18 protein-coding genes and 2 pseudogenes are annotated in these 18,952 nt (G+C 65.6%); 12 read left to right on the forward strand and 8 right to left on the reverse strand.

The features are described from left to right. Nucleotides 1–246: pseudogene (locus WA317_RS12220) on the forward strand (hypothetical protein); the annotation flags it as partial. Here WA317_RS12220 and WA317_RS12225 read toward each other — a convergent pair. Together WA317_RS12225 and WA317_RS12230 are read right to left on the reverse strand one after the other, a co-directional pair. Beyond that, the gene (locus WA317_RS12225; protein ID WP_425173279.1) at nucleotides 240–941 is read right to left on the reverse strand and encodes an anti-sigma factor; all 702 of its coding nucleotides are present in this window, start codon (nucleotides 939–941) and stop codon (nucleotides 240–242) included. The pseudogene WA317_RS12220 and the gene WA317_RS12225 sit on opposite strands and share 7 nt — an antisense overlap. Further along, entirely contained in the window at nucleotides 938–1,501 is a 564-nt protein-coding gene (locus WA317_RS12230; RefSeq protein WP_425173280.1) for a sigma-70 family RNA polymerase sigma factor, read from the reverse strand. Before WA317_RS12230 ends, WA317_RS12225 begins: the two co-directional genes overlap by 4 nt. Nucleotides 1,502–1,750: 249 nt before the next feature. Here WA317_RS12230 and WA317_RS12235 point away from each other — a divergent pair, with 249 nt between their 5' ends. Further along, the gene (locus WA317_RS12235; RefSeq protein ID WP_425173281.1) at nucleotides 1,751–3,136 is read left to right on the forward strand and encodes a DUF2254 family protein; all 1,386 of its coding nucleotides are present in this window, start codon (nucleotides 1,751–1,753) and stop codon (nucleotides 3,134–3,136) included. A gap of 272 nt (nucleotides 3,137–3,408) precedes the next feature. On the opposite strand, the gene WA317_RS12240 is transcribed toward WA317_RS12235, so the two are convergent. Together WA317_RS12240 and WA317_RS12245 are read right to left on the reverse strand one after the other, a co-directional pair. Further along, the gene (locus WA317_RS12240; protein ID WP_425173282.1) at nucleotides 3,409–3,879 is read right to left on the reverse strand and encodes an SRPBCC family protein; all 471 of its coding nucleotides are present in this window, start codon (nucleotides 3,877–3,879) and stop codon (nucleotides 3,409–3,411) included. Between the two features lie 249 nt (nucleotides 3,880–4,128). Continuing rightward, entirely contained in the window at nucleotides 4,129–4,590 is a 462-nt protein-coding gene (locus WA317_RS12245; RefSeq protein ID WP_425173283.1) for an STAS domain-containing protein, read from the reverse strand. Nucleotides 4,591–4,977: 387 nt separating this feature from the next. Here WA317_RS12245 and WA317_RS12250 point away from each other — a divergent pair, with 387 nt between their 5' ends. From WA317_RS12250 to WA317_RS12260, 3 genes are read left to right on the forward strand one after another with little or no spacing between them, the layout of a single operon-like run. Then, the gene (locus WA317_RS12250) at nucleotides 4,978–6,306 is read left to right on the forward strand and encodes a molybdopterin-dependent oxidoreductase (RefSeq protein ID WP_425173284.1); all 1,329 of its coding nucleotides are present in this window, start codon (nucleotides 4,978–4,980) and stop codon (nucleotides 6,304–6,306) included. Continuing rightward, the gene (locus tag WA317_RS12255) at nucleotides 6,307–6,825 is read left to right on the forward strand and encodes a hypothetical protein (RefSeq protein ID WP_425173285.1); all 519 of its coding nucleotides are present in this window, start codon (nucleotides 6,307–6,309) and stop codon (nucleotides 6,823–6,825) included. Between the two features lie 47 nt (nucleotides 6,826–6,872). Then, nucleotides 6,873–8,042 carry an MFS transporter gene (locus WA317_RS12260; protein ID WP_425173296.1) on the forward strand — a complete coding sequence of 390 codons (1,170 nt, stop codon included), beginning with the start codon at nucleotides 6,873–6,875 and terminating at the stop codon, nucleotides 8,040–8,042. A 30-nt stretch (nucleotides 8,043–8,072) separates the two neighbouring features. Here the strand turns inward: WA317_RS12260 and WA317_RS12265 are convergent, their stop codons facing one another. After that, nucleotides 8,073–10,094 (reverse strand): prolyl oligopeptidase family serine peptidase, encoded by a 2,022-nt coding sequence (locus WA317_RS12265; protein WP_425173286.1) that lies wholly within the window; start codon nucleotides 10,092–10,094, stop codon nucleotides 8,073–8,075. A 75-nt stretch (nucleotides 10,095–10,169) separates the two neighbouring features. Here WA317_RS12265 and exaC point away from each other — a divergent pair, with 75 nt between their 5' ends. The 4 genes and pseudogenes from exaC (at nucleotide 10,170) to WA317_RS12285 (ending at nucleotide 13,159) form a co-directional block, all read left to right on the forward strand. Further along, the gene (exaC, locus tag WA317_RS12270) at nucleotides 10,170–11,693 is read left to right on the forward strand and encodes an acetaldehyde dehydrogenase ExaC (RefSeq protein WP_425173287.1); all 1,524 of its coding nucleotides are present in this window, start codon (nucleotides 10,170–10,172) and stop codon (nucleotides 11,691–11,693) included. Further along, nucleotides 11,693–12,258 (forward strand): annotated as a pseudogene (locus tag WA317_RS12275) (DUF779 domain-containing protein). The gene exaC and the pseudogene WA317_RS12275 overlap by 1 nt, the downstream one beginning before the upstream one ends. A 30-nt stretch (nucleotides 12,259–12,288) precedes the next feature. Then, nucleotides 12,289–12,567 (forward strand): putative holin, encoded by a 279-nt coding sequence (locus WA317_RS12280; RefSeq protein ID WP_425173288.1) that lies wholly within the window; start codon nucleotides 12,289–12,291, stop codon nucleotides 12,565–12,567. Further along, complete coding sequence (locus tag WA317_RS12285; RefSeq protein WP_425173289.1) at nucleotides 12,560–13,159, forward strand: hypothetical protein; 600 nt, start codon at nucleotides 12,560–12,562, stop codon at nucleotides 13,157–13,159. Before WA317_RS12280 ends, WA317_RS12285 begins: the two co-directional genes overlap by 8 nt. A 98-nt stretch (nucleotides 13,160–13,257) precedes the next feature. Here WA317_RS12285 and WA317_RS12290 read toward each other — a convergent pair whose 3' ends face one another. Next, nucleotides 13,258–14,061 carry an SDR family oxidoreductase gene (locus WA317_RS12290; RefSeq protein WP_425173290.1) on the reverse strand — a complete coding sequence of 268 codons (804 nt, stop codon included), beginning with the start codon at nucleotides 14,059–14,061 and terminating at the stop codon, nucleotides 13,258–13,260. A gap of 92 nt (nucleotides 14,062–14,153) precedes the next feature. On the opposite strand from WA317_RS12290, the gene lpdA reads away from it, so the two are divergent. Further along, a complete protein-coding gene (gene lpdA, locus WA317_RS12295) occupies nucleotides 14,154–15,551 on the forward strand; it encodes a dihydrolipoyl dehydrogenase (protein ID WP_425173291.1) in 1,398 nt (465 codons plus the stop codon). Between the two features lie 30 nt (nucleotides 15,552–15,581). Next, complete coding sequence (locus WA317_RS12300; protein ID WP_425173292.1) at nucleotides 15,582–15,896, forward strand: hypothetical protein; 315 nt, start codon at nucleotides 15,582–15,584, stop codon at nucleotides 15,894–15,896. On the opposite strand, the gene WA317_RS12305 is transcribed toward WA317_RS12300, so the two are convergent. Beyond that, complete coding sequence (locus WA317_RS12305) at nucleotides 15,891–16,445, reverse strand: carboxymuconolactone decarboxylase family protein (RefSeq protein WP_425173293.1); 555 nt, start codon at nucleotides 16,443–16,445, stop codon at nucleotides 15,891–15,893. The two genes, WA317_RS12300 and WA317_RS12305, sit on opposite strands and share 6 nt — an antisense overlap. Beyond that, nucleotides 16,442–17,857 (reverse strand): acetate metabolism transcriptional regulator RamB, encoded by a 1,416-nt coding sequence (ramB, locus tag WA317_RS12310; protein ID WP_425173294.1) that lies wholly within the window; start codon nucleotides 17,855–17,857, stop codon nucleotides 16,442–16,444. Before ramB ends, WA317_RS12305 begins: the two co-directional genes overlap by 4 nt. A 169-nt stretch (nucleotides 17,858–18,026) precedes the next feature. Between ramB and WA317_RS12315 the strand changes: the two genes are divergently transcribed. After that, nucleotides 18,027–18,824, forward strand: a complete 798-nt coding sequence (locus WA317_RS12315; RefSeq protein ID WP_425173295.1) for an acyl-ACP thioesterase domain-containing protein — start codon at nucleotides 18,027–18,029, stop codon at nucleotides 18,822–18,824. Nucleotides 18,825–18,952 lie beyond the last annotated feature (128 nt).

An 18,952-nucleotide genomic window follows, 5' to 3' on the forward strand; every position in this document is an offset into this window, starting at 1 on the left:
GGCCTGGGGGTGTCGGCGTTGGTGGTCGGCGCCTGCGGCTGGGCGGCCCTCGAGGTGGTCCGGCGGCACGTCGACGAGGCGCTGGGCGACACCACCGGCGACATCCGCTCGATCGCCGACGTCATGGTCGATCATGCCGAAGGCGGCCTGCATCACTGGTTCAACCTCACGCTGGCCGCCGGTGGTCTGCTGGCGGCGTTCGGGGTAGTAGTCGCGGTGCTGGGCGGTCTGCGCCCTTCTCACTGAGAGAGCGGCACTTCGGCGAAAATCTGTCCAGTCGGTTGCGGCGATCCGCCGCCGGGTTCGACGGTGAAGGCGAGAGCATCGGAACGCCCGAGGCCGGAGATCACCGCAGTAGCGGACGGGGCCACTTCTTTGGCGTCCATCGTGCCCGCCGATGTCGGCCCATGCGTCCCGATCAGCCACATCTGGTACACCGATCCCGGCGACGGGGGCGGCACGTTGTTCAACACCAGCACGGCGGCGCCCTTGCCGCGGGAGAACACCACCGTCGCCGTTCCGCCGCGCAGCAGGGAAGTGCTCACCGTCTGCACATCGGGCGCCGCCAGCACCTGCTCGGCGACCGTCGGCGCTGGGGACGGCCGCAACGCGATACCCGCGCCGAAGGCGGCCAAGCCCACCACGATGACGGCTGCTGCAGCGAGAAGTATTGTGCGCCAACGGGTATCGCGGGCGCGTCCGGGTTGCGCGTCGCCGAGCACCGCTGCCCGTAGTTGGGCCGGCGGCTCGGCTGCGGTCACCGCCGACATGATCGCCAGGGTCTCCTGGACGGCCAGCACTTCATCGTCGAAGGCTTCGGCGACCGACTGCGGCGCCTCAGCGACCTGCCGCTCGATATCGGCACGCTCAGCGTCGGACACGGCGTACAAGGCGTACGCCGTGGCAGCATCCAGCAGGGGAGATTCAGTCGGCTCGGTCATGTCACATCCAGACAGTTACGCAGACCCCGAAGCGCATCACGCATCCGCGATTTGATCGTCGACAAGTTGGTCGACAACTGCTGCGACACTTCCGGGTACGTCAACCCGTCATAGTAGGCAAGTTGGATGCACTGGCGCTGAATGTCGGTCAAGCCCTCGAGGCATTCGGTCACCCGGCGACGCTCGTCACCGGCGATAGCCGAGTCGGCGACGACATCGGTGGCCGGTTCGATGGCGGCCGCGCCGTAGCGCGATTCACGCTGACTGCCGGCCTGCTCAGCTCGCACGCGATCGACGGCGCGCCGATGCGCCATGGTAAGCACCCAGGCCAGGGCCGAGCCCCTCGCGGAGTCATAGCCTTGCGCGGTCCGCCACACTTCCAGGTAGACCTCTTGGGTGGTTTCCTCGCTGTACCCGGCGTCGCGCAGCACCCGTGTCACCAACCCGTACACCCGCGCGCTGGTGCGGTCATAGAACGCGGCGAATGCCTCCGGATCGCGGCGCGCCACCCGGCGCAGCAACGCGTCCAGATCATTGCTCAGCCGCGGCGCTCGAGTCATCGACCGGTAGCTTATCCTCTCCACCGCGATGGTTGTCATTGCCGCCGCGGTTCCGCGCCGATGACGGCGACCAGGAGTCCGACCGGCTGTTGCACATCAAGTATTCGGATCCGCTGTAAGCCCGGACGGGCGTACTCAAGTCGCAGATTTACAGTCGCCAACTGTCTTACTTCCGTAAGGTCAAGCGAGAGCTATACAGGGCAACGAGAGCACTTTGGCTCCACGCCGGTGACGGGGGTGGTTCCAGCTATGGGTCAAACTGAGCGGCCTGCGCGTCCGCGGCGCGAAAGTGGTTTGCGACGGTCGCTGCAGGAGTTTCTCGCGCTGCCGCTGGCGATGGTGTTCGGATTCATCACACTGGCGGTGATCACCGGTGTGCTTGATCGCAGCGATGCGAGATGGCTACGCCCGGTCGAGCAGTTGTTGGCCGCGGTGGTGCCGCCGTCGGAAAACCAGGCGATGCTGCGCACCGTGGGGCCCGGCGTGCTCACCCTGATGACGATCACGTTTTTCCTGCTGCTGACGCTCGTGCACCGGATGGCCGACGTCTTCACCTGGGTGGTGGTCGAGCCGTTCCTGCTGCGCCGCACCAACCAGGCTTTCTTCGGCTACTTCGCCGGGCTGTCGGTCTACTACGTAATCGTCGTCGGCGTGGTCGATCCCAACAACGCGGTGTTCTCCACCGCGGCCGCACTGGTACTCAGCGTCGTCGCGCTCATCGGACTTGTCGTGTTCGGATATCTGGTGCTCGATCAGCTGCGTCCGCCCTCCGTCGTCGAGGGCATCGTGCGGTTGACCCTGCAGACCCGTGCCGGCAGCCAGGCCCGGCTGCGACGGGTGCGCAATGAACCGATGCTGGTCAATTTGCCGGCGACGACGGTGCGGGCCCAATGCAGCGGTTATCTCGTCCACATCGATCTGGACGCACTGGCCCGCGCGGCCGACTCGGTGCAGGGCGCCGCGGAGATCGAGCTTTGCGCCCGGTTGGGCAATCACATCGTGACCGGCTCCGATCTGGCTGCGGTGCGCGCCGAGCGGGACGCCGACCGGGAGCGGCTCGCGGAGGCCGTGCTGGACGCGCTGCGCTGCGGACGGGAACGCCAACTCGACCGGGACCCGGTCTATGGCGTGCATCAGCTCTCAAGCATCGGGTGGGCGGCGGCCACCCAGCGCGATCCCGAGGCCGCCATGGTCGCGGTCGACGGACTGCACACTCTGCTGAGCATGTGGGCGCAAGAGCCCGGTCGGGGCAGCGAAGCGGCCGAAGACGGTGGTGAGCTGCCGGTGGTATACCGCGATACGACCATTCCTGAAGTGCTCTCCGCGTTGGCCAGCATCGCGGTCGGCGCCATCGAAGGCGGTCAGCATCAGACCTGCGCTCAGGTGCTGAACGTCTTCGCCATGACGATGCCGCGGCTGTCCCCGGATCACCAGCACGCCGCACTAGGTGCGGTGCGCCGCACGTTACCGACCGCCACCGCGCACCCGTTCAGCGCGGAGCTGGAACGGGCGCTGACCGCGCTGAATGGGGTGCTCAAGGACGTCGGTTTCGCCGACTTCGCGACCCAGCTTGCGCAGGTGAGGTCGAGGCTGGACGGTCAACTTCTCGACACCCCGGCGCCCGCGAAAGACTGACGCCACTGTGGTTGCGTTTACCCCGGGCGGGTATCGGCGTGCGAGGCGCACACCGGAGAGAGGCGGCACCTCATGGCACAGAACTCGGCGAGCGGCATCGGCGGAACGCGGGTTCGGTGGGCGCCAGTTCAGCTGGCCGCCCTGCTAGTCGGAGCGATTCAACATGGCCGACAACTGGCTGCACCTGGCCCTGGCCGTCGGCATGCTGGGGCTCGGCCTGCTGCTCGGCCGTCGGCCGGCGAACGCGGTGCGCTCCAACGCGCTGCGCTGACCTACTTGCTGTAGCGGTCGCGCAGTCGGCAAAGTGTGCTCTCGATGCCGGCGGCGTTGCGTTTTGCGAAACCCGTCAGTTCATACCATTTGATGCGGTCCCTGATGGGCCCGATGCGGCGGTAGTCGAATGTTTCGGTGACCCGGGTGGTCGCCGGACCGACGGCTTCGAACTCCCATCGCCAGCGGTGACCCATCGGGTGGCGCCACTCGAGCAGTTGATCAGGTTCCAGTGCGGTCACCGTGCTGGTCACGCGGTAGGGCACGTTGAACATCGTCATCTTGGTGCCGAATCGGGCGCCCTCGCTGAGACGTTCCGGTCCGCTGATGTTGCCGCGCACGGTGCCTGATCCGTCGAGCTCCTGGTGGCGACGCGGGTTGGCGACGATCGCGAACAGCTCGCTTGCCGGGGCCTGAACTTCCACCGAGCGGCTGATTTGCCGCGGTCCGGCATCGACGGTGGTCACGGTCATGGCTTGCCTCCTCAGTGCGGTTGCGCACGTCAGTCTTCGGCGTGCCGATCATGATCCCACCGCTCGAGTCGTGCCTGCAGCTCGAGTAAGCCCACGCCGGCCAGCGGGCTTCCTACCGAAAAGACCGCCACCATCAATAAATTCATCTTCGCCTCCCGGCTCTTGTATATGAGACGGTGGCGACGCCGGGCAGGTTCACTGTCCGAGCTGATTCGCCGATCAGCGCCGGCGAAGGCCGATGCACTTTGGTTAAGCGTTGCGCTCCGAGAGGTTGAGGGAAAGCAATTGGCGACCCGCACGCCTGTCGGATTCGAATCGTTGCAGCGCATCTGCGACCGATGGCATTACCGGAAGGCTCGCGGCGAAGTCACCGATGCGTAACAGGGCGTGCACCGCCGGACCAGCGACCAAAGCCCAGGCTAGACCGCTTTCCCGGCACTCCTCGTCGAGGGCGACGAGCACCTGTAGTCCCTGAACTCCGCAAAAGTCGACGGCACGCAGATCGACGACCAGCGGATCGCCTTCGGCGGTCAGCCGAGAGACCGTCTTGCCGAAACTGTCGGCATTGGAGGCATCGATCTCGCCACTCGCCGTCAACACGATCGCCTGCCGGCGCGCATGGACTTTCCACCACGCGATGCGACCGTCGATGATGTAGCCCGACCTGGCGGGCAGGCTGTGAGTGGATGTGTGGGTATGAACGATAGTCATTAGTGGACCCATCGTGAAGCACTGCTGAGTTTTCTTGAAAGCGCAGATCGCAGAGGCTGTTTGCCTGGGCGCTGATCGCGCGTTCGCTAAGGCTGGAACCTCAACCCCTCACGACAGCATATACACATTGCGTCAGTCGTGCGCCTGAAGAACGAAGGTTCCGCTGAGCCCATCTGTGCACGCGCACGGATTCGTCGAGCCCGTGCCATACGGGCGGCGGGGCACAACTTTGCGGCTGAGACCAATCCACGCGGCGATCGGCTTCGAATCCGAAACGTAGGGACCTGACAGTGGGACGGTTGTGCAACTAAGTATTCGACGATGAGCCCGCCGCGACGTGACGGTCGACTTGTGAGCGTCGGTGATCGCGTGCAGCGAGGATCCCGCATGCGGTCTGAAAACCTCGCTGAGCCCGGCGAATACGGGTTTCCCGCTCGGTTGTGGCGCGCACTGGCACGTCACCGTCCTCCCGGAGTCGACCGGTTGCAGCGTTGGCGCAGTCCCCTGCGCGGACCGTGGCTGACGTCGGTGTTCGGTCTGGTGCTACTGGTGACGCTGCCGGTCGTCATTCTCACCGGCTTACTGTCCTACATCGCCTACGGTCCCCAGTTCAATCAGGCGCTGCCCGCGCATGTCGGCTGGCTGCGACTGCCGACCTTCGACTGGCCCACGCGCCCCGTCTGGTTGTACCGCGCCACGCAGGGTCTGCACGTGGGGCTGGGTCTGGTGCTGATTCCGGTGGTGTTGGCCAAGTTGTGGTCGGTGATACCACGGCTGTTCGCCTGGCCGCCGCTGCGGTCGCTCGCGCAAGTGCTGGAACGGCTCTCCATCGCCATGCTCGTGGGCGGAATCCTGTTCGAGATCGTTACCGGCGTGCTGTACATCCAATACGACTACGTCTACGGCTTCAGCTTCTTTCCCGCGCACTACTACGGCGCATGGGTATTCATCTCGGGCTTCATGATGCACGTCGTCGTCAAGGTGCCGCGCATGCTCTCCGCACTGCGTTCCATCTCATTGCGAGAAGTCTTGCGCACCAATCGGGCCGGTACCCGGGCCGAGGCGCCGGACCCCGACGAGCTGGTGGCCGCCAACCCGGCACAGCCGACGATGAGCCGCCGCGGCGTCCTCGGGCTGGTCAGCGGTGGCGTGCTGTTGACGGCGCTGGTCACCGTGGGACAAACGCTTGGCGGTTTCGCACGGCACCTTCCGCTGCTGCTCCCGCCCGGTGACACAACAGGAAACGGACCCAACGACTTTCGAATCAACAAGACCGCGAAAGGTGTCGGCGTCGACCCCGCGGAGACCGGTGCCAACTGGCGGCTCACGTTGCGCGGCGGGCCGGCGCCGGTGGTGCTCGACCGCAATCAGCTGATTGCCATGTCGCATCACAGCGCCCGGCTACCGATTGCGTGTGTACAGGGCTGGTCGACCGAGCAGGCCTGGAGCGGGGTCCGGCTGGCGGAGCTGGCGGCACTGGCCGGTGTCCCGGCCGCGCGTTCGGCTCGAGTGTCATCGTTGGGACGCAGAGGCAACTTCAACCGAGTGACATTGCAAAACAACCAAATTCGTCATCCGGATGCGCTACTGGCATTGCGGGTCAACGGCGCGGACCTGTCACTTGACCACGGTTATCCGGCACGGATCATCGTTCCGGCGCTGCCGGGCGTCCACAACACCAAATGGGTGAACTCCATCGACTTCGAGGCCAACTGAATGCGAAATCCGTCCACAGGGTTCCGTGCTGCGTACGGTTCCAGTGCACTGCATCTGCTGACCATGGTGGCCGGCTTCGCGCTGCTGGGCTATCTCATCCTTACGGCTAAGCCGTCGACGCTGTGGACTCCTGAGGGCAGCTGGTGGAAATCGATGGCGCTGTGGTTCGCCGCGGCGATCATCTTCCACGACCTGGTGCTGTTTCCGGGCTACGCGCTGGCGGATCGGATGTTGGGGGTGCGCCTGCGACGGCGTAAGCAGCCGCGGGTCTCCGTGCGAAACCATCTGCGCGTGCCCGCATTGGGCTCGGGCCTGATGCTGCTGGTGTTCTTCCCCGGGATCCTCCGGCAGGGCGCGACCCTCTACGGCGAAGACACCGGACTCACCCAGCAGCCGTTCCTCGGCCGATGGCTGATGCTCACCGCCGTGCTGTTCGGCGGCAGCGCCCTCAGTTATGCAATCCAGCTCACGGTAGCGCAGCGACGTAACACCACAACCATCGAAAGCAGGCAGCGTTGACCGTCGAACAGGCAACCGAAGAGTTCAGCACCACCAGAAGCTGGTCGATGGTGGCGGTCTCGCTGACCGCGACGTTGTGCGCCAATGTCTTCATCAACGGCGTTGCCTTCCTGATCCCCAAGCTGGTCTCCGACCGCACCAGCCTTGCGGAGGCTGCTTTGCTGGCGTCGATGCCGAGCTTCGGCATGATGCTGACCCTGATTCCGTGGGGATATCTGCTGGACCGGGTCGGCGAGCGGATTGTGCTCTCGGTGGGTTTGGGGTTGACCGCGGCGGCAGGCTTCGCGGCGGCATCAATGCACTCGATGGTCGCGGTGGCGACCTTCCTGGTCCTCGGCGGCATGGCCGCCGCCAGCACCATCACGGCCAGTGGCCGGCTGGTGACCGGTTGTTTTCCGCAGGAGAAACGGGCGTTGGCCATGGGAATCCGGCAGACTGCGCAGCCGCTGGGGATTGCGGTCGCCGCCCTGGCGATGCCCGAACTCGCAAAACGCGATCTATCGCTGGCGCTGATGTTCCCCGCGGTGTTGTGCGTATTGGCCGCGGTGGCCAGCGCGGTGGGTGTGCAGGACCCGCCGCGCCCGGACCGGGAGGATGCTGATCATGAGGAGCTGGCCAATCCGTACCGTGGGCCGACGTTGTGGCGGATTCACGTCGCGTCGGCGCTGCTGATGGTGCCGCAGCCAGTCGTGTTGACGTTCATGCTGGTCTGGTTCATGGACAAGCACGGCTTGTCGGTGGCATGGGCCGGTGTGCTGGTGGGCGGTTCACAATTGCTCGGCGCGCTGGGCCGCATCGCGGCCGGCCGATGGGCGGATCGCATCGGCTCGCGGATGCGGCCGGTAAGGAAAATCGCGGTCGCCACCGCGGTGGTCATGCTGGTGCTGGCGTTCACCGATCACCTGGGTTGGGGGCTCGCGGTGGCGGTGATGGTTGTCGCGGCGGCGATCGCGGGCGACAACGGGTTGCCATTCACGACGATTCCCGAGGTCGCCGGCCGATACTGGAGCGGATGGGCACTGGGCACACAGAACACCTTTGAGCGTCTGGTCGTCGCAATCGCGCCCCCGGCGTTCGCCACATTGATCACCGCGGCCGGTTTTCCCCTGGCTTTCGCGGTGTGCGGCGTGTTCCCGCTGGCGGCCTTGCCTGTGGTGCCGCTGCGCGCCCCGTGCGACCGTGCTGACTGTTCGCCGGCCGGCGCCGACTCACACTGAAATACGCCGACTTGTTCAACGGGCTCGGTATCAGCCCAGCATCCGGTGCAGGAACGCGAAGCACAGACCTTCCCGGAAGGCGGTCTGGGCATTGTCGGCGGCGCCGGCGTGCCCGCCCTCGATGTTCTCGTAGTAATGCACCCGGTGCCCTGCGGCTTCCAGCGCAGCGGTCATTTTGCGGGCATGTCCCGGATGCACGCGGTCATCACGGGTGGACGTGGCGATCAGCACCGGCGGGTACCGGTGTTCTGCCGAAATGTTGTGATAAGGCGAGTATTCGGCGATGAACTTCCAGTCGTCGGGATCGTCGGGATTGCCGTATTCGGCCATCCAGGACGCGCCGGCCAGCAACAGATGGAAGCGGCGCATGTCGAGCAGCGGCACCTGGCATACCAGCGCACCGAACAGCTGCGGGTATTTGGTCAGCATGATGCCCATCAGCAGACCCCCGTTGCTGCCGCCGCGCGCACCAAGCTGAGCCACCGTGGTGATACCGCGGTCGACCAGATCGGCTGCCACGGCGGCGAAGTCCTCGGCCACCTTGTGTCGGCCCGCCCGCACCGCCTGAAGGTGCCAGGCCGGGCCGTACTCACCGCCGCCGCGGATGTTGGCCAGCACGTAGGTGCCGCCGCGCGCCAGCCACAATCGGCCGAGCACACCGGCGTAGCCGGGCGTCATGGACTGCTCGAATCCCCCGTAGCCGCCCAGCAGAGTAGGCCCGGGTCCACTGGCGCCGTCGGGTCGCACAGCGAAATAGGGAATGCGGGTGCCGTCGCCGGAAGTCGCGAAATGCTGCGTCACGCTGATGTTTTCAGCGTCGAAGAATGCCGGTGCGGCTTTGATCTGGCGGAGCGGCTCGCCGACGGAGCCGTGCAGCAGCCGTGACGGTGTATCGAATGAGCTGGAGTCGAGGAAGATCTCGTCGCCGGTGTCGTCTGCGGCGACGATCACCGTGTTGGTGTTGGCGGGAACGTCGCTGACCGGTTGGCGCTGCCAGCTGCCCGGTGTGACGATCTCGACGCGGCTGGCCACATCGACCAGCGTCACGATGAGGAGCCGGTCGCGCGTCCACGCGTAGTGGTCCAGGCTGGTGTGCTGGTCGGGCTCGAACACCACCTGCAGTTCGGCTGTCCCGGCCAGGAAGGTTTCGTAGTCAGCGGCCAGTAGTGAGCCGGCGCGATACTCCGCGGCGCCGGTCAACCAGTCGGTCCGCAGCTCGATCAGCAACCACTGACGATGCGCCGACACCGTGGCATCGGTCGGCGCGTCGATGCGGACCAATTCCGCATCGCGCAGTTCGTAGACTTCGTCGTTGTAGAAGTCCAGCGCCCGCCGCAGCAGGACTCGCTCGAAGCCGGGCGTCCGGTCCACCGATGCCGCCACCACAACGTCGCCTCGTGAGCCGGCGAACACGGTTTCCGCCTCGTGCAAGGGCTGGCCCCGCCGCCATCGTTTGACCACCCGCGGATACCCGGAGTCGGTCAGCGAATCCGCGCCGAAGTCGGTGCCGACCAGCACGGTATCCACGTCGGCCCAGCTCATCTGCGACTTGGCCTCCGGCAGAGTAAAGCCGTCGGTAAGAAATTGCCTTGTCGGCATGTCGAATTCGCGCAGTATCGCGGCATCGGATCCACCGCGGGACAGCCAGACCAGCGCCCGGCTGTACTCGGGTTCGATGACGTTAGCCCCCGCCCACACCCAGTTCACATGGTCAGTGCGACTCAGCTCATCCAGGTCGATGATCACTTCCCACTCGGTGGCGTCACCGCTGTAGCTGTCCAGCGTGGTGCGCCGCCACAGCCCGCGAGGATTGGCGGCATCGCGCCAGAAGTTGTAGAGGAACTCGCCGCGCCGCCGCACGTACGGGATGCGCGCATCGGTGTCGAGCACCTCGAGCGCCTCGGCGCGCATCCGCCCGAAATCCTCGTCGCACAGATCAGCCACCGTTGGTTCGTTGTGCGCACGTACCCAGTCCAGTGCGTCGTCGCCGACGACGTCCTCGAGCCACAGGTACGGGTCGTCACCGGAACCGGAAGCCGGCGTAAAAGCCATGGAAGTCATTGGAAGCCATTGTGGCCGCAGCGGTACTGTGACCTGTATTACAGCCTAGAACGAGGAGCTGATCCAATGACCGTCTACGCACGTCCGGGTGCTGAGGAAGCGCTGATGTCGTATGAACCCCGCTACGAGAACTTCATCGGGGGCGAGTGGGTGGCGCCCGCGGGCGGACGGTACTTCGAGAACCCCACCCCGGTCACCGGCCAGACGTTCTGCGAGGTGGCCCGCTCCGGCGAGGCCGACGTCGAGAAGGCGCTCGATGCCGCGCATGCGGCGGCACCGGCGTGGGGCAGAACCGCACCCGCGGAGCGCGCGGCGATTCTGAACAAGATCGCGGACCGTATCGAGGAGAACACCGCCGCGCTGGCGCTGGCCGAAGTCTGGGACAACGGCAAACCGATCCGGGAGGCGCTGGCCGCCGACATCCCGCTGGCTGCCGACCATTTCCGGTATTTCGCCGGGGTGATCCGTGCCCAGGAGGGATCGCTGTCGCAGATCGACGAGGACACCGTGGCGTACCACTTCCACGAGCCGCTCGGGGTCGTCGGGCAGATCATTCCCTGGAACTTCCCGATCCTGCTGGGCGCATGGAAACTGGCGCCGGCGCTGGCGGCCGGCAACACCGTCGTGCTCAAGCCGGCCGAGCAGACACCGGCCTCGGTGCTCTACCTGATGTCGCTGATCGGTGACCTGCTTCCGGCCGGCGTGGTCAACATCGTCAGCGGGTTCGGCGTCGAAGCCGGAAAGCCGCTGGCATCCAGCGATCGAATCGCCAAAGTGTCGTTCACCGGAGAGACCACCACCGGCCGGCTGATCATGCAATACGCCTCGCAGAACTTGATTCCGGTGACCCTGGAACTCGGCGGCAAAAGCCCAAACATCTTCTTCTCCGATGTGATGGCGGCCAACGACGACTTCCAGGACAAGGCGCTCGAGGGGTTCACCATGTTCGCCCTCAACCAGGGCGAGGTGTGCACCTGCCCGTCGCGCAGCCTGGTCCAGGCCGACATCTACGACGAGTTTCTGGAGTTGGCCGCGATCAGGACCAAGGCGGTCCGTCAGGGCGATCCACTGGACACCGAGACCATGCTGGGTTCGCAGGCCTCCAACGACCAATTGGAAAAGGTGTTGTCCTACATCGAGGTTGGCAAAGACGAGGGCGCCAAGCTCATCACCGGCGGCGAGCGTACCGAGTTGGGCGGTGACCTGTCCGGCGGCTACTACGTGCAGCCCACGATCTTCGCCGGGAACAACAAGATGCGCATCTTCCAAGAGGAGATTTTCGGCCCGGTGGTGGCGGTGACGTCGTTCCGCGACTACCAGGACGCGATGGGCATTGCCAACGACACCCTCTACGGGTTGGGGGCCGGTGTGTGGAGCCGCGACGGCAACATCGCCTACCGGGCCGGTCGCGAGATCAAGGCCGGCCGAGTGTGGGTCAACTGCTACCACATGTACCCGCCGCACGCCGCGTTCGGCGGCTACAAGCAGTCGGGTTTCGGTCGGGAGACGCACAAGATGGCGCTCGACCACTACCAGCAGACCAAGAATCTGATGGTGTCCTATTCCCAGAAGGCGCAGGGCTTCTTCTGATGCGCGCCGGCGACGATGCAGAGCGCAGCGATGAGGAGGAGCGGCGCCATACAGTTGGTCGGGTGCTGATCACCGCGGCCGCCGCGGCGTTGCTGGGCCGGCTGCAGGAGCAGCACGGTCCGGTGATGTTTCACCAGTCCGGCGGCTGCTGCGACGGCTCCTCCCCGATGTGCTACCCGGACGGCGATTTCATCGTCGGCGACCGCGACGTGCTGCTCGGTGTGCTCGACGTCGGCGCCGGAGTTCCGGTGTGGATCTCGGGCCCGCAGTTCGCCACCTGGCGACACACCCAGCTGATCATCGACGTGGTGCCCGGCCGCGGCGGCGGGTTCAGCCTCGAAGCACCGGAGGGCGTGCGGTTCCTGTCCCGCGGCCGGGCGTTCAGCGCCGACGAGCAAGCGGCGCTGGCGGCCGCGAGCGCGATCAGCGGCGCCGAGTATGCCGGCGGTCAACGTCCGCTCGCGCGGAGTCCGGTTGTCGCTGAAGTCCCCGACGCCTGCCCGGTACCTGCCGGGCACATGCCGGGTGGGGGGCACCTCCCGCTTGCGGGGGAGTGCGGCGGTAACACGAAGTTGTCGCAGTAAGGTCATATGGTGTGATTCCGCTTCCGCGCACCTGGGTGCTGGCCAGCGCGATGCTGGTCGGAGCGGCAGTCGGATTGCTGAGCGGAACCGCCGGAACAGTGCTGGTCCGCGAACACATCCGGCCCGGTCTCGTCGTCGCCGCGGTCGTGGTGGTACCCACCGTCACCGGGCTGGTGTTGGTACTGCTGTCCAGGCGCCGACTGCTCACCGCGCTGGGCGCGTTTCTCGTCGCACTGGCCCCGGGATGGTTCGGTGCGCTCGTTACGATCCAGGCGGCGTCCGGTGGCTGACGAGGAGGAGGAGTCGTCGCCGGGAACTGCGGCGTTCGTCCCGGACTTCGACACCGGTGAGCAGTCGCTTCCGCTGGAAGCGTCACCGGCCGCGCACGAGCCGAGCACCGATGAAAAGGCCGCGCTCCAGGCGGCACAGCCCCGTGACGTGCCCGATTCGACGGCGATCGCCGCCTCGAACGCCGGTACGCCCGCTGTCGAGGCGCCGTCGGCGCTGCCGGGGGAGCCGTTGCCACCGCCCGTGCAGCCGGTCACCGTCCCCGGCCGCTACTACTACCTGAAGTGGTGGAAGTTCGTGCTGGTGCTGGCAGGGGTCTGGATCGCGGCCGGCGCCGTCGGCGTGGTGTTGTTCTCGTGGTGGTACCACGCGGACAACAAGACACCGGCGGTGTTCGTCGTGCTGGTCTACACCGTGGCGAGCACTGTCGGCGCGCTGATGCTGGCGATGATTCCCGGCCGGCCGTTGCTGTCAGCGTTGGCTATCGCGCTCAGTTCGGCGGTGTTCGCCTCGCTCGCCGCGGCAGCGCCGCTCTACGGGCATGACCACTGTCAGCGCACGCAGCACTGCCTGGTAGGCCTGGTGCCCTACTAGTTAGGCTCTGCCCGAACGATTTCAGTGTGCGATGAGGGTGGAAGTCGGCCGCGTGATCGCCATGGGCGCAGCCTCGGGCCGCGAAAGCAGCACCGGCGTCAGGGGCGAGGCAGCCCGTACGCCCGCGCGACAAAGCTTTCTACGACCGCGCGCGGCGCGAGGCGGCGCAGTGTGAAGACCAGCGGTGCGTTGCTTCCGACGGCGTACAGCGGCTTCGGGCGTGGCGCCTCGATCGCCTTCGCGATGGTCTCGGCTACTTTGCCCGGGGCAATGCCGTGATCGATATTGTGATCGAGTTTCGTCATCATCTTGCCGAATCCGGCCGCGTAGACGGAGTCTTCGTTGATGTATCTGGTGCGCCGTTCGGTGATGCCGGTGTTGATCGAACCGGGCTCGACGGTGGTGATCCACACCCCGAAAGGCGCCAACTCCAGCCGGGCCGCGGTCGCGAATCCTTTGATCGCCGCCTTGGATGCCGCATAGGACGAGCGATAGGCCAGTGGGAAGCTGGCCAGCATCGAGCCGACCATCACGACACGGCCACTGCGGCGTTGCCGCATCCCGGGCAACATGCGCTGCGTCAACTGGACTGGGCCAAGCACGTTGAGCCGAAACAGCCTTTCGACGGCGTCGGCAGGCAGCTCCTCGAGCGGGCCGGCCTGGCTTTCGCCCGCATTGTTCACCAGCACGTCGACGCCGCCGATGCCGTCGGCGAAGGAATCGATGGACTGCGGATCGGTGAGGTCGAGCGCACGGTAGTTGACGCCGGAGAGCAGCGAACCCGGCGCGATCGCGTCGGGCTTGCGGCTGGTGCCGATCACCTGGTACCCACGGTCGCGAAGCGTTGCGGCCACTGCTTTCCCGATGCCCGACGATGCGCCGGTGACTACTGCTCGTCTCATGTTCCCATCGAGCGTAACGTCCCGGCGACTTCCCGTTCGCCGATTCGCCCTCGCGTTACGCTCGCGAGTGCAGCCGCCACTAGGGTGGGTTCGTGACTTCCCACTATGACGTCGTCGTTCTCGGAGCCGGCCCGGGCGGATATGTCGCCGCCATCCGCGCGGCCCAGCTGGGACTCAACACCGCAGTCGTCGAACCTAAATACTGGGGCGGCGTGTGCCTTAACGTGGGTTGCATTCCGTCCAAGGCGCTGCTGCGCAACGCAGAACTGGTGCACATCTTCACCAGAGAGGCCAAGACGTTCGGCCTCAGCGGTGAGGCGACCTTCGACTACGGCATCGCCTTCGACCGCAGTCGCAAAGTGGCCGAGGGCCGCGTCGCCGGTGTGCACTTCTTGATGAAGAAGAACAAAATCACGGAAATTCACGGCTACGGGAAGTTCACCGACGCCCAAACGTTGTCGGTCGAGCTCAACGGCGGCGGCACCGAGACAATCACCTTCGGCAACGTGATCATTGCCACCGGCAGCAGCACGCGGCTGGTTCCGGGCACCTCGCTGAGCCAAAACGTCGTCACCTACGAAGAGCTGATCATGACTCGGGAGTTGCCTAAGTCGATCGTCGTCGCCGGAGCAGGCGCTATCGGCATGGAATTCGGTTACGTGATGCGCAATTACGGCGTCGACGTCACGGTCGTGGAGTTTCTGCCGCGCGCGCTGCCCAACGAGGACGCCGAGGTGTCCAAGGAGATCGAGAAGCAGTACAAGAAGCTGGCCGTCAAGATCTTGACTGCCACCAAGGTGGAGGGGATGCACGACGACGGTTCCCAGGTGAAAGTGACGATCAGCAAGGACGGCAACACCAGTGAACTGGTCGCCGACAAAGTGTTGCAGGCCATCGGTTTTGCACCCAATGTCGAAGGCTATGGCCTGGACAAGACCGGGGTGGCCGTGACCGAGCGCACGGCCATCGGCGTCGACGAGTACATGCGCACCAGCGTGCCGCACATCTATGCGATCGGTGACGTGACCGGGCTGCTGCAGCTGGCGCACGTCGCCGAGGCCCAGGGTGTGGTGGCCGCTGAAACCATCGGCGGTGCAGAGACATTGGCGCTCGGAGACTACCGGATGCTGCCGCGCGCGACGTTCTGCCAGCCGCAGGTGGCCAGCTTCGGTCTGACCGAACAGCAGGCGCGCGACGAGGGATACGACGTCAAGGTCGCCAAGTTCCCGTTCACCGCCAACGGCAAAGCGCACGGCCTCGGCGACCCCAGCGGTTTCGTCAAGCTTGTCGCCGACGCCAAGTACGGTGAGCTACTCGGCGGGCATCTGATCGGGCACGACGTCTCCGAGCTGTTGCCGGAGCTGACGCTGGCGCAGAAGTGGGATCTGACCGCAAACGAGTTGGCGCGCAACGTCCATACCCACCCGACGATGTCGGAGGCGCTGCAGGAGTGTTTCCACGGCCTGACGGGCCACATGATCAACTTCTGACGGCGATGCGCTACGGGCTACCCTGGCCGGGTGGACAACCTGGTTGACGAGCCGGAGGTGAGAAGCCAGCACGGTCGCGGTCCGACGGTTGTCTGTGTGCTCGCCGGGCTGACTGTGGGCTATCTCGGGTGGCTGGTGGCCGTGTCGATCGGAGAAGCCGTCACCACGGTGAGCCAGTGGAGTTTTGCCGTGCTGGTCGTGTCGGTGGTGGTGGCCGTCGCTGCCGCGCTGTGGGGACGGCGACTGCGTCGCGGGGGAAGCCAGCCGCTGGCGGCATTCGCGATGACATTGCCGGTGCTGCCGGTGGCGCTCACTTTGGGCGTGCTGACCTACACCTACCTATGACGGTTCCCGCTCCGGCGGGTGGTCGAGCGGGATTTCGAGGGCAGACATCGTCGCCGCCAGTCCGTCGTATTGCCCGGCGAGCATGCAGAATTCGATCAGCTGACGCCGGTCGAGGTGGCCGGCCAACTGCTGCCAGGTTTCATCGCTGATCGACCGCTGAAGTACGAATTCGTCGGCGGCCGCCAATAGCGCCTGCTGGCGCGTTGTGAGCCCGTCCGAGGCGTCGGGCCAGGCGAAGATGCTGTTCTGCGTCTGGTCATCGAGTCCACGGCGGCGACCCAGGCGCCGGTGATGTTGCAGCTCGTATTCCGAGGAGCGCAGATGAGCCACTCGCAGAATCACCAATTCGGTGTCCGCACTGGGCAGCCGGCCGCGCAGCAGCGCACCGGAGTAGGGCATCATTGCCAACCACAGCCGCTTGTGCTGACCCAAGACGGTGAACAAGTGCATTTGCGGGGCGCCGACGGTGCGCGCGGAGGCCCTCGCCACGATCCAATTAATCAGGCCGATGTCGCGAATCCGCCCGGCCGCGGGAATTCGGCCGGTCATGCCTGCTTCACCAGATAGGGCGACACAGTGCTGCGGTGCTCGTCGAGATCAAGGGCACGGCCCAACGCCGGGAACGCCCGTTGCGGACAGTTGTCGCGCTCGCAGACCCGGCACCCGGCTCCGATCGGTGTGGCGTTCTCCCCGGACAAGTCGAGTCCTTCCGAGTACACCAGGCGATGTGCCTGTCGAAGTTCGCAGCCCAAGCCGATCGCGAACGCCTTACCGGGCTGACCATACCGCGAGGCGCGACGCTCCACGGTCCTGGCCACCCACATGTAATTGCGCCCGTCGGGCATCTGGGCGATCTGCACCAGGATCTTGCCCGGGTTGGCGAACGTTTCGTAGACGTTCCACAGCGGGCAGGTGCCGCCGCTGGAAGAGAAGTGAAAACCGGTCGCGGACTGGCGTTTTGACATGTTGCCCGCGCGGTCGACCCGGACGAAGGAGAACGGCACGCCGCGCATCGTGGGCCGCTGCAGCGTGGACAGCCGGTGCCCAATCGTCTCGAAGCTCACCCGGTAGAACGCCGACAGCCGCTCGACGTCGTACCGGAAGTTCTCGGCGACATCGTGGAACTGCCGATAGGGCAGCACCACAGCTGCGGCGAAGTAGTTGGCCAGCCCGAGCCGGGCCAGGGTGCGCGACGCGTCGCTGGTGAACTTGCCGTCGGTGACCATGCTGTCGATCAGGTCGCCGAACTCCAGGTACGCCAGTTCAGCGGCGAGCTTGAACACCTGCTGACCCGACGAGAGGTGATTGCTGATCTCCAGCGTCCGGGACGCCGGGTCGTAGCGGTGCAACACCGCGTCGCCGAGATCGATGCGCTTGTTGATGTGCACACCGTGCACCTCGCTCAGCCGGCTGGACAACTCGCCGGCCAGGTCACCGCGGTGCATCCGCATCCGGTTGGTGAGGTCCTCGGCGGCGGTGTCGAGCTCGTGCAGATAGTTCTGGCGCTGGTAAAAGTAGTCGCGCACCTCTTCGTGCGGCATGGTGATCGATCCGCTGCCACTGCCGTCGGAGAACCGCTCCTCGGTGGCGGCCGCCAGTTGCGCCGTGGTGATCCGGTAGCGGCGGTGCAGATTGACCATGGCGCGGGCCAAGCGGGGGTGGGCGCTGACCATGTCGGCGACCTCGGGCAGGTCGACGCCGATGTCCAGGTCGCGGTCCATGGTCACCTCCCGCAGTTCGGCGACCAGCCGGGTGTCGTCCTGGGAGGCGAAAAAAGTCGCGTCGACCCCGAACACCTCGGTGATCCGCAGCAACACCGCGACCGTCAGCGGTCGTACGTCGTGTTCGATCTGGTTGAGGTAGCTGGGGGAGATCTCCAACATCTGCGCCAGCGCAGCCTGACTGAAGCCGCGCTCGCTGCGTAGTTGGCGAACGCGGGAACCGACGAAGGTCTTGGCCACGCAACGAGCCTACCCGGGTGTGAAGATTCAGTTCGCAGAGTTGGCAAGCGGCGTGGATTAGCGCCGCCGAGCCGTCGTCTGGGATGATTCGCAGGAGGGAGAAACCCACACCCGTAAGGACGGACTGGGAGAGTGGCACAAAGCGCTTTGGACACATAGGAGTACCGCGGTGAGCCTGGACAAAGTGTTGATGCCGGTGCCCGACGGCCACCCTGACGTCTTCGACCGCGAGTGGCCGTTGCGGGTGGCCGACATCGACCGCGAAGGCCGGCTGCGATTCGACGCAGCCGCCCGGCACATCCAGGACATCGGCCAGGATCAACTGCGGGAGATGGGTTTCGAGGACACTCATCCGCTGTGGATCGTCCGCCGCACCATGGTCGACCTGATCCGTCCGATCGAGTTCGGCGAGATGCTGCGGATGCGCCGGTGGTGTTCGGGCACGTCCAACCGCTGGTGTGAGATGCGGGTCCGTATAGATGGGAAGCGCGGCCGAGGCTTGATCGAGTCGGAAGCCTTCTGGATCAACATCAACCGCGACACCCAGATGCCGTCGCGCATTTCCGACGACTTCCTGGAAGGCCTACGCCGCACCACCGACATCGGCCGGTTGCGGTGGAAGGCCTACCTGACCTCCGAAAGCCGCGAGGACGCGATGGAGATTCACGACTTCCCGGTCCGCGTCACCGACATCGACTTGTTCGACCACATGAACAACTCGGTTTACTGGGCGGTGATCGAGGATTACCTTGCGTCGTGCCCGCAACTGCTGAAGGCGCCGCTGCGGGTGACGATCGAACACGATGCACCGGTGGCGCTTGGCGACAAGCTGGAGATCGTCTCGCACGTACACCCAGCAGGCACCACTGATCGATTCGGTGCTGACTTGACTGATCGCACTGTTAGAACGCTCACATACGCGGTGGGCGAGGAGACCAAAGCGGTCGCGGCGATCTTCCCGCTGTAACACCGCGGGCAATCTCTGATCAGCGGCCGAAACTCGGCCATGACCTGCACGTTCGTTGTTACTGCTGGGTAGCTACTGAACCGGTTCAGTTAGAGGCGGCCTTTGCAATCTTCGCAAAATTGGCCAGC

Source organism: Mycobacterium sp. (assembly GCF_049802695.1).
Taxonomy (GTDB): Bacteria; Actinomycetota; Actinomycetes; order Mycobacteriales; family Mycobacteriaceae; genus Mycobacterium.

What these genes read in the sequence shown, in the direction of transcription:
- WA317_RS12225 (WP_425173279.1), bottom strand. Translation starts at nt 941, where the DNA reads ATGACCGAGCCGACTGAATCTCCCCTGCTGGATGCTGCCACGGCGTAC.
- WA317_RS12230 (WP_425173280.1), bottom strand. Translation starts at nt 1,501, where the DNA reads ATGACTCGAGCGCCGCGGCTGAGCAATGATCTGGACGCGTTGCTGCGC.
- WA317_RS12235 (WP_425173281.1), top strand. Translation starts at nt 1,751, where the DNA reads ATGGGTCAAACTGAGCGGCCTGCGCGTCCGCGGCGCGAAAGTGGTTTG.
- WA317_RS12240 (WP_425173282.1), bottom strand. Translation starts at nt 3,879, where the DNA reads ATGACCGTGACCACCGTCGATGCCGGACCGCGGCAAATCAGCCGCTCG.
- WA317_RS12245 (WP_425173283.1), bottom strand. Translation starts at nt 4,590, where the DNA reads ATGACTATCGTTCATACCCACACATCCACTCACAGCCTGCCCGCCAGG.
- WA317_RS12250 (WP_425173284.1), top strand. Translation starts at nt 4,978, where the DNA reads ATGCGGTCTGAAAACCTCGCTGAGCCCGGCGAATACGGGTTTCCCGCT.
- WA317_RS12255 (WP_425173285.1), top strand. Translation starts at nt 6,307, where the DNA reads ATGCGAAATCCGTCCACAGGGTTCCGTGCTGCGTACGGTTCCAGTGCA.
- WA317_RS12260 (WP_425173296.1), top strand. Translation starts at nt 6,873, where the DNA reads ATGGTGGCGGTCTCGCTGACCGCGACGTTGTGCGCCAATGTCTTCATC.
- WA317_RS12265 (WP_425173286.1), bottom strand. Translation starts at nt 10,094, where the DNA reads ATGGCTTTTACGCCGGCTTCCGGTTCCGGTGACGACCCGTACCTGTGG.
- exaC (WP_425173287.1), top strand. Translation starts at nt 10,170, where the DNA reads ATGACCGTCTACGCACGTCCGGGTGCTGAGGAAGCGCTGATGTCGTAT.
- WA317_RS12290 (WP_425173290.1), bottom strand. Translation starts at nt 14,061, where the DNA reads ATGAGACGAGCAGTAGTCACCGGCGCATCGTCGGGCATCGGGAAAGCA.
- WA317_RS12305 (WP_425173293.1), bottom strand. Translation starts at nt 16,445, where the DNA reads ATGACCGGCCGAATTCCCGCGGCCGGGCGGATTCGCGACATCGGCCTG.